This window comes from Pseudomonas sp. P2S-1, from assembly GCF_057197725.1.
Genome location: NZ_CM170068.1, coordinates 5,807,648 through 5,820,311 on the forward strand (window position 1 = coordinate 5,807,648; position 12,664 = coordinate 5,820,311).

The window sequence follows — 12,664 nt, forward strand, 5'->3', positions numbered from 1 at the left end:
CCGGTGAGGCCCGGGACACCGTCGGGGTGCCCGGGATTATGTGCCATTTCCTGCTCCAGTGTCAGAAACCGAAGTGGCTCAGGCCCGGATGATCGTCCGGACGACGGCCCAGCGGCCAATGGAAGCGGCGCTCTTCTTCACGGATCGGCTGTTCGTTGATGCTCGCGTGGCGGGCGCGCATCAGGCCGTCCTCGGCGAATTCCCAGTTCTCGTTGCCATAGGCACGGAACCACTGGCCGCTGTCGTCGCGGTATTCATAGGCATAGCGCACGGCGATGCGGTTGCCGGTGAAGGCCCAGAGTTCCTTGATCAGGCGGTACTCCAGTTCGCGGTTCCATTTGCGGGTGAGGAAGGCCTCGGCGTCGGCGCGGTTGTTGACGAACTCGGCACGGTTGCGCCAGCGGGTGTCGAGGGTGTACGCCAAGGCGACCTTGGCGGCATCGCGGCTGTTCCAGCCATCCTCGGCCAGGCGGACTTTCTCGATGGCGCTCTGTTCGGTGAACGGGGGCAGTGGTGGACGGGACATGGCAGATCTCCTGGGTCACAGTGAAAGTTGAATCGGGTCCTGGCCGGCGGGGACCGCGCAGCAGATCAGGACTTCATTGTCGCCAACCCTGGCGGCGGGTTCCTTGAGGTAGCTGACCGCACCCTTGAGCAGGCGGGTCTTGCAGGTGCCGCAATGGCCTTCACGGCAGCTGAATGCGGGGTCCAGACCGCGGGCCTCGGCCAGCTCCAGCAAGGTGCCGGAGCCGGGTTCCCAGCGGGCCTCTTTCAATGAGTCGATGAAGGTCACCGGTATCGACGTGGTGGCGGGCGGCGGGCCGGCCGGTGCGCTTGGCTGCTCACCACCGGAACGCTTCAGCGACGCCGGCCCGAAGGCTTCGGCATGGATCCTCTCGTCCGCCACGCCATAACTGCGCAACCCGTCGTAAAGCCCCTGGCTGAAAGACGGCGAACCGCACAGATAGAACTCGTAGTCGCCGAACGGCAGATGTCGACCCAGCAGCGGCATGTCGATCCGGCCTGCCGCGTCGTAATCGGTGCTTTCCTCGGCATCGCGGGTGTCGCTGAGTACCCGCACAACCTTGATACCCAACTCGCCCAGTTCGCGGTCGAAGGCCCGCTCCTGTTTCGAACGCACAGCGTAGAACAGCGTGACCGGCCGCATCCGCTGGATACGCCGGCCCTCGAAGGCCAGGTGTCGGGCCATCGCCAGCATCGGGGTAATGCCGACACCGCCGGCCAGCAGGACCACCGGGCGACTGCTTGTAGCATCAAGGGTGAAGTCACCTGCCGGTGCACGGGCTTCCAGCGTGTCGCCCTCGCGCAGGTTTTCATGCAGCCAGGTGGACACCAACCCATCGCGCTTCACGCTGATGCGGTAATACCCATCGGAGGGTGCGGTGGACAGGGTGTAGGTGCGGATCAACGGCTTGTCCGCGCCTGCGATCCTCACGCGGATCGGCAAGTGCTGTCCGGCCAGATGAGGCAGCACGCCCGCGCCATCCTCCGGTTCCAGATGGAAGGAGTGGATGGCCGCGCTCTCGCGCACCACCCGTGCCACCTTGAAGCGCCGCCATTGCGTAGCCAGTTCGGCAGCGCGCAGGCGTACCCCGGCCTGCTGCCAGTCGCCGGTCATCAGCGCGCTTTCTGCCTCGCCGTCCTGCTGGAACGCCCAGCGCAAGGCGAGCCCGCCGGGCCGGCGCACGATGCGCCGGGCACGGAAGGTCCACAGCCGCTCGGCACCCTGGAAGGCGGCAATTTCCGGCGAATCGAAAACCACCTCGGCATCGCCGGTCATCTGCAGCACGTCGCCACGTTGGTAGTCGACGAACAGCAGCCCGGCCTTGCCGTTGAGATGGATATTGCCCAGGGTCGAAAAGAACAGGTTGCCGTTGAAATCCGGGATGGTCAGCAGGCCGTCTTCGCCCACGCGGACGAAGCCCGGCTTGCCGCCACGATGGGACACATCGACTTGCCGGCGTTCCTCGCGGTCGACGTAGGTGGCGACGTAGAACGCGTCGGCACCTTCGATCAGGTTCCGGGCTGACGCATCTAGTTGCTCGAGCTCCTCAAGCTGCCCGGAGACAGCAACCTGCGGATCCCGGGCAAAGGAAAAGTCGCGCAACTGGATATAGCGGGGGCAGTTGCCAAAGCTCTGGTCCACCTCGACGCGAAAACCCTTGTCGAGCGGCGAGAGTACGCCGTTCATGCGGTTGCGCCGCCGGGTATGCAGTTCGATCCCGAGCAGTCCGACCGACGCGCCGGCGAACATCCCAGGCGCGGCCGGATCCAGCGGGTCCGGGCGGGCAGCGATGTCGAGGAGGGTGGGCGAGGGCGATTGCATGAAGCCGGGTTGGCCTTCAAGGAACGTCGCCCAGGCATCGCCCCCGGCGTCCACGCTGCCCAGTACCATGAACGGCAACTGGGCGTAGAACTCACGATGCTGGTCGGGCATGAAGTCCCGGACCACGCGCTGGCCGACACCTTCCATGCGTTCGGCGACGCCGACTTTCTCCTGGATGAATTTCTCGCCTTCATGCCAGGTGGAGAGTTTGCTCAGGTGTGCGGCCATGTTCGTGGCTCCTGCGGAGTGCTTCAGTGGATATCAGGCCCTCAGGCCGGCGCGGCTCTGGGTGAAGGGCACGAAGCCCTGCAGCGCTTCGAAGCGGCGCAGGAAGGCGTTGACGGCGGGGTAGTCGGACAGGTCGACATTGCCTTCCGGCGCCTGGGCCACGTAGCTGTAGATCGCCACGTCGGCCAGGGTCGGATGGTCGGCGGCGAGCCATTGGCGATCGGCCAGGTGCTGTTCCAGATGCCCGAGCATGACGTGGGCACGGGCAATCACTTCCTCGGCGTTGAAGCGCGCGTTGAATACGGTGATCAGGCGTGCGGCGCAGGCGCCGTAGGCCAGCTCGCCGGCCGCGACCGACAGCCAGCGCTGCACCCGTGCGGCGCCCAGGGCATCTTCCGGCAGCCAGTCGGTGCGGCCTGCTTTCTTGGCGAGGTAGACGAGCATCGCGTTGGAATCGGCGATCACGATCTCGCCATCTTCCAGTACCGGAATCTGCCCGAAGGGGTTCAGGGCAAGGAAGGCCGGCGACTTGTGCGCCCCGGCGGCCAGGTCCACTTCGACCAGCTCATGGGGCACGCCCAGCAGCGAAGCGAACAGCACGGCGCGATGGGCATGGCCCGAGAGGGGGTGGTGATGAATCTTCATGGTCCGGCTCCTGACTGTAGTGAGCGGGGCGGGGTGAGTCCCGATCCGTGTGCACAGTGTGGAACTGGATGGATTTCGGCGGAATACGCTTTCTGGGCAGTTCTTTATTGCTTCAGGTGGAATAATCGATGGACGAGCTCGTCATTCTTTTGTAATGACCAGGCAATGTAAGGGAACCCTATGGGAGCGGGTTCACCGGATCGCCGGGATTACGATGTTGGATTCACCACCGCAATCGCTGGCAAGCCAGCTCCCACAGGGTTCACTGCCAGCCATCAATCTTGGGCACGACACGGTCACTGTGGGAGCTGGCTTGCCAGCGATTACGGTGGTGGGCTCACTACCCTATCGCGGGTGAACCCGCTCCCACAGGGTACGCGTCGCTCGCTGGCTCTCACGCATATGACAGGAGGCGTTGCTCAGCTCCCCAATGAAGTGGGATGATTCGCAATTGCAATCACTTCCCGCCCCGAGCCCACCCGTGCCTCCCAGACTTCTCCTCGCCGAAGACGACCTCAACCTGCGCCAGGACCTCCAGCAGCATTTCCAGCGCCGCGGCTTCAGCGTGCACGCCTGCGAGAACGGCAGCGAGGCGCAGGCGGTGCTGGCGCAGGACACCTTCGACCTGATCCTGCTGGACATCATGCTCCCGGGCATCGACGGTCTGACCCTGCTCGACCGCTTGCGCCGCGAGCAGGCCGTGCCGGTGATGCTGATGTCCGCCCTCGGCGCCGAACAGGACCGCATCAGCGGCTTCACCCGCGGCGCCGACGATTACCTGCCCAAGCCCTTCAGCCTGGCCGAGCTGGATGCCCGGGTCGATGCCCTGCTGCGCCGGGTGGCGCTGGACCAGAAGCGTATCGAGAAGCCCGCGACCACCCTCGACGACGACGGCCAGGACGTGCTGCACCAAGGCCGCCATGCCGGCCTGACCGGCTCCGAATACCGTCTGCTGGCGACCCTGCGCGCCCACCCCGGCGAGGCGCTGAGCAAGGCTTTTCTCTACCAGACCGTGCTGCACCGCGCTTACACCCGCCTCGACCGCGGCCTCGACGTGCACGTGTGCAACCTGCGGCGCAAGCTGGCGGCCATCGGTGCGCTGCATCTGCAGATCCAGTCGGTGCGCAGCCAGGGCTATATCTTGGTGGAGTCGGAGCCGTCCTGATGCGCCGTCATCCCTTGCTGTGGAAGCTGGCGCTGCTGCTGGTCGGCTTCTGCCTGCTGCTGACCTGGCTGATCTGGACCTGGGGCCTGTCGGTGGAGCGCAGCACCTACTTCCTCAGTCCGGCCGACCAGGAATACCTGGCTCATTACGCCGGGGAAGCGGAACAGGCCTGGCGCGAAGGCGGTGCGCAGGGCGCCGAGGCCTACCGGCAGAAACTGGCGAGCGAGGAGGACACCTGGGTGGCGCTGGTCGGGCCCTGGCTGCAAAGCCTCGGCACCACGCCGTTCAGCGCCGAGGAGGCCAGCCACCTGACCTTCATGCGCAAGCTCGACTGGCCCATGAGCAAGCGCCTGCAGGATGAACTGCCCTACGTCAGCATCGAGTTCCCCGAGCATCCCGAGAGCGGGCGCCTGGTCATACAGTTGCCGGAACGCCTGCTGCCCACCGGCCTGACCCCCTGGACCCATGTGGTCACCCACGGCGTGGCCCCGGCGCTGCTCGCCTTGCTCCTCGGCTTGCTGCTCTATCGCCAGCTTGTCGTACCGCTCAACCGCCTGCGCGACCGTGCCGATGCCCTGCGCGCGGACGACCTGGACAGCCCGGGCCTTCCCCTGCAAAACCGCCGCGACGAACTCGGCGAACTGGCCCAGGCTTTCGAACATATGGCCGGACGCCTGCGCCGCAGCCTGGAACAACAGCGCCTGTTGCTGCGCACCTTGTCCCACGAGTTGCGCACCCCGCTGGCACGCCTGCGTATCGCCCATGACAGCGGCCTGCCGCCCGAGCAGTTGCGCCAGCGCCTGGACCGGGAAGTGGACGATATGCAGCGCCTGCTGGAAGACACCCTCGACCTGGCCTGGATGGACACGGAAAAGCCGCAACTGCCCAGCGCACCGGTGCAGATGCTCTCGGTCTGGGAAGCCTTGTGCGAGGACTGCTGCTTCGAGAGCGGCTGGGAACGTTCCCGCCTGCCCAGCGACCTGAGCACCGATTGCTGGATCCACGGCCATCTGGACAGCGTGGCCCAGGCCCTGGAAAACCTGCTGCGCAACGCCATCCGCCATTCGCCACCTGGCGCAACGGTGACCTTCAGCGGACAGCGCGAAGGCGAGTTCTGGCATTTCCAGCTGTGCGACCAGGGACCGGGCGTGCCCGATGAAGATCTGCAAAGGATCTTCGAACCCTACCAGCGCCTGGCCGGTAGCGGCGCCGGTTTCGGCCTGGGCCTGGCCATCGCCCGCCGCGCCATCGAACTGCAAGGCGGCCAGCTCTGGGCCAGCAACGGCCAACCTGGGCTGATCCTGCACCTGCGACTGCCCGTCGGCGAGGAATGTTTAGAAAGTTAATGAGCTTTACTCTCAATTAGCAGTCATTATCATTCGTGATCTCTTGCATTCAGCGTCCGTCCCGGAGATCGATGATGTCGCCCCGCGCTTTCCCTCGCATTCCCTTCCTGCTGCTGTCCAGTTGCCTGTTGTCCACCGCCGTGCAGGCCGCCAACGAGTCCGACGTGGTCGAGCTGGCGCCGCAGAACGTGGTCGCCACCGCACTGGAAGAAACCAAGCAGGCCCCCGGGGTTTCGGTGATCACTGCCGAAGACATCAAGAAGCGTCCGCCGGCCACCGACCTGTCGCAGATCATCCGCACCATGCCGGGAGTCAACCTGACCGGCAACTCCACCAGCGGCCAGCGCGGTAACAACCGGCAGATCGATATCCGTGGCATGGGCCCGGAAAACACCCTGATCCTGGTCGATGGCAAGCCGGTCAGCAGCCGCAGCTCGGTGCGCTACGGCTGGCGTGGCGAGCGGGATTCCCGTGGCGATACCAACTGGGTGCCGGCCGACCAGGTCGAGCGCATCGAAGTCATCCGTGGTCCGGCGGCCGCGCGCTACGGTTCCGGGGCCATGGGCGGGGTGGTGAACATCATCACCAAGCAGGCCGGGGCCGAGACCCACGGCAACATGACCGTGTACCAGAACTTCCCGACCCACAGCGACGAAGGCACCAGCAAGCGCATGACCTTCGGCCTCAACGGCCCGCTGACCGACACCCTGAGCTACCGGGTCTACGGCAATGTGGCCAAGACCGATGCTGACGACTGGGACATCAACGCCGGGCATGAATCCACCCGCAGCGGCAACCAGGTCGGCACCCTGCCGGCAGGTCGCGAGGGCGTGCGCAACAAGGACGTCAACGGCCAGCTGAGCTGGCACCTGACCCCGGAACAGACCCTTGAACTGGAAGCGGGCTTCAGCCGCCAGGGCAACATCTATACCGGCGACACCCAGAACACCAACTCCAATGCCAACGTGAAGAGCATGCTCGGTCACGAGACCAACATCCTCTACCGCGAGAACTATGCGCTGACCCATCGCGGCGACTGGGACTTCGGCAGCACCATGGCCTACCTGCAATACGAAAAGACCCGCAACCAGCGGATCAACGAAGGCCTGGCCGGCGGTACCGAAGGCATTTTCAGCAACACCGACTTCTACACCTCGACCCTGCGCGACCTGACCGCCCACGGCGAAGTCAACCTGCCGCTGCATGCCCTGCGCGACCAGACCCTGACCCTGGGCAGCGAGTGGAGCCAGCAGAAACTCGACGACCCGAGCGCCAACACCCAGACCACCACCGAAGGCGGTGCGGTCAGCGGGCTGAGTGGTACGGGTCGGGACACCGGTTCCCAGGCGCAGATCTTCTCGCTGTTCGCCGAGGACAATATCGAACTGATGCCGGGCACCATGCTGACCCCGGCGCTGCGCTTCGACCATCACAGCGTGGTCGGCGATAACTGGAGCCCGTCGCTCAACCTGTCCCACGCGCTGACCGACACCATCACCCTGAAAGCCGGTATCGCCCGGGCCTACAAGGCGCCGAACCTGTACCAGCTGAATTCCGACTACCTGCTATATAGCCGCGGCCAGGGCTGCTATGGCCAGAGCACCAGCTGCTACCTGCAAGGCAACGACGACCTCAAGGCCGAGACCAGCGTCAACAAGGAACTGGGGATCGAGTTCCAGCAGGATGGCTGGGTCGCGGGTCTGACCTACTTCCGCAACGACTACAAGAACAAGATCGAGTCCGGCATGAGCCCGATCGGTCGCGCCACCGGTGGCAGCGGCAGCTATGCCAATGCGGCGATCTACCAGTGGGAGAACGTGCCGAAGGCGCTGGTCGAGGGTCTGGAAGGCACCCTGACCATCCCGCTGACCGAGCAACTGAAGTGGAACAACAACTTCACCTGGATGCTGCAATCGAAGAACAAGGAAACCGGCGAGACCCTCTCGGTGACGCCGAAGTACACCCTCAACTCGATGCTCGACTGGCAGGCCACCCAGGACCTGTCGCTGCAGGCCAGCGTCGCCTGGTACGGCAAGCAGACGCCGAAGAAATATGACTACCACGGTGACCGGGTGACCGGGAGCGCCAACAACCAGTTGTCGCCGTATGCGCTGGTCGGCCTGAGCGGGACCTACGCCTTTACCAAGAACCTGAGCCTGACCACCGGGGTCGACAACCTGTTCGACAAGCGCCTGTTCCGTGAGGGCAATGCCCAGGGCGTGAACAATATCGATGGTGCGGGTGCGGCGACCTACAACGAGCCGGGCCGGACCTTCTACACCAGCCTGACTGCGTCGTTCTGATGAAGCTGTCGCCGTTGTTTCTGGGTTTGCTGCTGGTGACCGGCTGTGCGATGGCACAGCCGGAGCCGGAGCAGAAGATGCAGGCTGCGGTGTTGCAGGCGCAGGACGCGGCCTACGGCTTCAGCACCCTGGATCTGGACTCTGTGGATGGCCAGCGGCATTACCGGTTGTGGGTCGGCAAGCCGGCCCGGCCGGCGCCTGCGGCCGGGTATCCGGTGTTGTGGATGCTCGATGGCAATGCCGCGTTGAGTGCGCTGGAGCCTGCCGAGCTGGAGAAGCTGGCAGGTGGGCAGGCCCCGTTGCTGGTGGCGGTGGGGTACCGGACTGAGCAGCGTATCGACCGTAATGGCCGGACCCGGGACTACACGCCGGTGGTGCCGGGGCTGGAGGCCCAGGTCGATCCGCTGACCGGGCAGCCCAGTGGCGGGGTGGATGCGTTTCTCGATCTGCTGATCGGGCGCATGCGGCCGATGGTGGCGCAGGTCGCGCCCATCGACGGCAACCGCCAGATCCTATGGGGGCATTCCTATGGTGGGGTGGCGGTGTTGCATGCGCTGTTTACCCGGCCGGGGGCGTTCAGTGACTACGCGGCGGCGAGTCCGTCGTTGTGGTGGCGGGACGGGGCCATCGTGGCCGAGGCTGAGGGTTTGGCGGGGCGTCTGGGTGAGGCCCGGCCGAAGTTGTTGCTGATGCGCGGGACTGCCGAACCGGCACAGCCGCGTGGGCCGAGTGGCGGGGACAACGAAGGGCCTGCGCGGGCGCTGGTGGCGCAGTTGCAGCAGGTGCCGGGGCTGGAGGTGCGTTATCAGCGCTTCGAAGGGCTGAACCATGGGCCGATGCTGCCGGCGTCGTTGCATCGGGTGATCGAGGGGATGTCCCACTGAGAGCTTTGTGGTGTTGCTGATGGCCCTATCGCTGGCAAGCCAGCTCCCACAGTGTCCGCGTCGACCGCAGATCCTGTGGCCAGCACAAAACCCTGTGGGAGCTGGCTTGCCAGCGATGAGGCCATCAGCAACACCACACCTTCCTGCGACAAGTCTTCACTTAAATTTTCGCAAATGCGGGTGTATCGTATTCGCCCTTCATGCTGGCCCCTGATGGCCAGTTGCTGTTTTCGCGAAACCGAGGTGCCTGTTCCGATGTCCTTTACCCGTCGACAAATGCTCAAGGGCCTGACCGGCCTGGTGGTGGTTGGTCTTGGTGCCGGTGGTGCGGCCCGTTACTGGCTGGGCAAGGTCGAGGACGAGAACGCCGGGCACGACTACGAGCTGATCGCCGCCCCCCTCGATGTGGAACTGGTCCCCGGCTTCAAGACCGAGGCCTGGGCCTTCGGCCCGTCGGCCCCCGGCACCGAGCTGCGGGTCCGCCAGGGCACCTGGCTGCGGGTGCGCTTCATCAACCACCTGCCGGTGGAAACCACCATCCACTGGCACGGCATTCGCCTGCCCCTGGAAATGGACGGCGTGCCCTACGTTTCGCAACTGCCGGTCAAGCCGGGCGAATTCTTCGACTACAAGTTCCGCGTCCACGATGCCGGCAGCTTCTGGTATCACCCCCACGTCAGCAGCAGCGAGGAACTGGGCCGCGGCCTGGTCGGCCCGCTGATCGTCGAGGAACGCGAGCCCACCGGCTTCAAGCACGAGCGCACCCTGAGCCTGAAGACCTGGCACGTGGACGAGCAGGGCGCCTTCATGCCCTTCAGCATTCCCCGCGAGGCGGCGCGCAACGGCACAGCCGGGCGCCTGATCACCATCAACGGCCAGGCCAACCAGGTCACCGAGCTGCCGGCCGGCCAGGTGGTGCGGGTGCGCCTGCTCAACCTCGACAACACCTGGACCTACCGCCTCAACCTTAAAGGCAACTGCGAGGCGATGATCTACGCCCTCGACGGCAACCCGGTCACGCCTCGGCCGTTGGATGAGGACTATTGGCTCGGCCCTGGCATGCGCATCTGCCTGGCGATCCGTATCCCGGAGGCCGGTGAAGAGATTTCCCTGCGCGACGGCTTCGTCCGCCTCGGCACCCTTCGTTCCGTGGCCAGCGCCGACAAACCGGGCGACTGGCCGTCAGCCCTGCCGGCCAACCCGATCGCCGAGCCGGACCTGGAGAAAGCCGAGAAGCTCAACTTCAATTTCGAGTGGGCCGGCAAGGTCTCGGTGGATACCGAGAATGGCCGGCCGCCCAGCCTCTGGCAGATCAACGGCCAGGCTTGGGACATCACCGACAAGACCTGCGCCGACCGCCCCATCGCCACGTTGCAGAAGGGCAAGAGCTATATCTTCGAGCTGAAGAACATGACCCAGTACCAGCACCCGATCCACCTGCACGGCATGAGCTTCAAGGTGATCGCCTCGAACCGCCGGGAGATCGTCGAACCCTGGTTCACCGACACCTACCTGCTGGGCAAGAACGAACGCGCCCAGGTGGCGCTGGTGGCGGATAACCCGGGCACCTGGATGTTCCACTGCCACGTCATCGACCATATGGAAACCGGCCTGATGGCCGCGATCGCGGTGGTCTGATGCGCCCGCAGATCATCGATCGCAGCCGCGATCAGGAATTCATGCGCCTGGCCCTGGAACTGGCGGCGCAAGGCGCGGCCCTGGGCGAAGTGCCGGTGGGCGCGGTGCTGGTGCAGCACGGCCAGGTCCTGGGCCAGGGCTTCAACCGGCCGATCACCGACAGCGATCCCAGCGCGCACGCGGAAATGGTCGCCATTCGTGCCGCCGCCAAGGCCGCGAGCAACTACCGCCTGCCGGGCAGCACCCTGTACGTCACCCTCGAACCCTGCAGCATGTGCGCCGGGCTGATCGTCCATTCGCGGGTCAACCGCGTGGTCTACGGCGCGCTGGAGCCAAAGGCGGGGATCGTGCAGAGCCAGGGACAGTTCTTTACCCAGGGTTTTCTCAACCATCGGGTGATCTATGAAGGCGGGGTATTGGCGGAGGAGTGCGGGGCGATCCTCAGCGAGTTCTTCAAGGCGCGCCGGGCGAAGGTCTGACTATGGCTGGGGTGCCTGGTCAGCTGGCTTGTCCTTGTTGACCCCCGGCACATGCAGGTTGCCCTCGGCGACCTGGCCTTCCAGCTGTGGCTGGGTCACCCAGGTGAGGATGTCGTAGTAGCGGCGGATGTTGGCGACGAAATGCACCGGCTCGCCGCCGCGGGCGTAGCCGTATTTGGTCTTGCTGTACCACTTCTTCTGCGCCAGCCGCGGCAGCATCTTCTTCACGTCCAGCCACTTGTTCGGGTTCAGGCCCTCGCGTTCGGCCAGCTTGCGCGCGTCGTCCAGGTGCCCGCCGCCGACGTTATAGGCGGCCAGGGCGAACCAGGTGCGGTCCGGCTCCTTGATCGAGTCGTCCAGCTGCTCCTTCACGTACATGAAGTACTTGGCGCCGCCGCGGATGCTCTGCACCGGGTCAAGCCGGTTGGATACACCCATGGCCTGGGCGGTGCGCTGGGTCAGCATCATCAGGCCGCGCACGCCGGTCTTGGAGGTGACTTCCGGTTGCCACATGGATTCCTGGTAGCCGATGGCGGCCAGCAGGCGCCAGTCCACCTGTTCCTGCTTGGCGTAGGTGCGGAAGTGCTTCTCGAAGCGTGGCAGGCGTTCCTGCAGGTGCTGGGCGAAGGTATAGGCGCCGACGTAGCCGAGTACGTCGACATGCCCGTAGTAGCGGTCCTTCAGGCGTTGCAGGGTGCCGTTCTTCTCGACCTTGTCGAGGAAGGCGTTGATCTCGTTGAGCAGGCTGTTGTCTTCGCCGGCGGCCACGGCCCAGCGCTGGTCGCGGGCATCGCCGAGGTCGAAGGCGACGCGCACGTTGGGGAAGTACACCTGGTTCATCGCCAGTTCGTTGGAGTCCACCAGGGTCAGGTCGATCTGGCCTTCGTCGACCATGCGCAGCAGGTCGACCACTTCCACCTGGTCGGATTCTTCGTATTCCAGGCCGGGATACTGCTTCTTCAGCTCGGCCAACTGCTCGGCGTGGCTGCTGCCCTTGAGCACCAGGATGCGCTTGCCGACCAGACCGGCGGCATTGGTCGGCCGGGTCTTGCCGTTGCGATAGATGATCTGCGGGGTGACTTCCAGATACGGATGGGAGAAGCGCGCCTGGGCCTTGCGCTGCTCGCTGCTGACCAGGCCGGCGGCGGCCAGTACCGGGCCGTTGGGCTGGCCAAGCTGGCTGAAGATATCGTCGAGGTTGTCGGCGGTCTCGATCTGCAGCTTGACCCCGAGATCGTCGGCGAAACGCTTGACCAGCTCGTATTCGAAGCCGGTTTCGCCGTTGCGGTCCTGGAAGTAGGTGGCCGGGCTGTTGCGGGTTATCACCCGCAATACGCCATCCTCCTTGATGCGTTCAAGGGTGCTGGGTTTTTCAACGCAGGCACCGAGCATCAGGAAGAGTCCTAGTGCGATGAGCCATTGGGCGCACCGCTGGCGCAGAACAGAGTGGGCAGACATAAGGTGCAGTATACGCAAAGGGCCTGCCGTGCCATATCTCGACAACTGCTGGCTTGTCTGCTATCGCGGCGTTGTGCTTGCGACTTTTCAGCGCACTTCGACCCTTATATGAAAGCTCCGACACCCCTGGAATGCACCTGCCGACATGCGGACGGCTGCCGATGCAGCGTT

The 12,664-nt window shown here is 65.0% G+C and carries 10 protein-coding genes; 6 read left to right on the plus strand and 4 right to left on the minus strand.

The genetic code is table 11. The features are described from left to right. Window positions 1-61: 61 nt before the first annotated feature. The 3 genes from AC2CQI_RS26070 to AC2CQI_RS26080 are packed head-to-tail and all read right to left on the minus strand — an operon-like array spanning window position 62 to window position 3,220. Window positions 62-526 carry a nuclear transport factor 2 family protein gene (locus tag AC2CQI_RS26070; protein ID WP_484578316.1) on the minus strand — a complete coding sequence of 155 codons (465 nt, stop codon included), beginning with the start codon at window positions 524-526 and terminating at the stop codon, window positions 62-64. A 15-nt stretch (window positions 527-541) separates the two neighbouring features. After that, complete coding sequence (locus AC2CQI_RS26075) at window positions 542-2,575, minus strand: 2Fe-2S iron-sulfur cluster-binding protein (protein ID WP_484578317.1); 2,034 nt, start codon at window positions 2,573-2,575, stop codon at window positions 542-544. A gap of 33 nt (window positions 2,576-2,608) precedes the next feature. Next, window positions 2,609-3,220, minus strand: coding sequence for a glutathione S-transferase family protein (locus AC2CQI_RS26080; protein ID WP_484578318.1), 612 nt, complete (start codon window positions 3,218-3,220; stop codon window positions 2,609-2,611). Window positions 3,221-3,701: 481 nt separating this feature from the next. On the opposite strand from AC2CQI_RS26080, the gene AC2CQI_RS26085 reads away from it, so the two are divergent. From AC2CQI_RS26085 to tadA, 6 genes are all read left to right on the plus strand, one after another. Further along, window positions 3,702-4,385 (plus strand): response regulator transcription factor, encoded by a 684-nt coding sequence (locus AC2CQI_RS26085; RefSeq protein ID WP_484578319.1) that lies wholly within the window; start codon window positions 3,702-3,704, stop codon window positions 4,383-4,385. After that, a complete protein-coding gene (locus AC2CQI_RS26090; protein WP_484578320.1) occupies window positions 4,385-5,731 on the plus strand; it encodes a HAMP domain-containing sensor histidine kinase in 1,347 nt (448 codons plus the stop codon). The genes AC2CQI_RS26085 and AC2CQI_RS26090 overlap by 1 nt, the downstream gene beginning before the upstream one ends. Before the next feature lie 74 nt (window positions 5,732-5,805). Next, a complete protein-coding gene (locus AC2CQI_RS26095) occupies window positions 5,806-8,034 on the plus strand; it encodes a TonB-dependent siderophore receptor (protein ID WP_484578321.1) in 2,229 nt (742 codons plus the stop codon). Then, window positions 8,034-8,918 (plus strand): alpha/beta hydrolase, encoded by an 885-nt coding sequence (locus AC2CQI_RS26100; protein WP_484578322.1) that lies wholly within the window; start codon window positions 8,034-8,036, stop codon window positions 8,916-8,918. The genes AC2CQI_RS26095 and AC2CQI_RS26100 overlap by 1 nt, the downstream gene beginning before the upstream one ends. 255 nt (window positions 8,919-9,173) lie before the next feature. Continuing rightward, window positions 9,174-10,556 carry a multicopper oxidase family protein gene (locus AC2CQI_RS26105; protein WP_484578323.1) on the plus strand — a complete coding sequence of 461 codons (1,383 nt, stop codon included), beginning with the start codon at window positions 9,174-9,176 and terminating at the stop codon, window positions 10,554-10,556. Next, entirely contained in the window at window positions 10,556-11,035 is a 480-nt protein-coding gene (tadA, locus tag AC2CQI_RS26110; RefSeq protein ID WP_075806699.1) for a tRNA adenosine(34) deaminase TadA, read from the plus strand. The genes AC2CQI_RS26105 and tadA overlap by 1 nt, the downstream gene beginning before the upstream one ends. Here the strand turns inward: tadA and mltF are convergent, their stop codons facing one another. Beyond that, the gene (mltF, locus tag AC2CQI_RS26115) at window positions 11,036-12,493 is read right to left on the minus strand and encodes a membrane-bound lytic murein transglycosylase MltF (protein WP_075806700.1); all 1,458 of its coding nucleotides are present in this window, start codon (window positions 12,491-12,493) and stop codon (window positions 11,036-11,038) included. Window positions 12,494-12,664 lie beyond the last annotated feature (171 nt).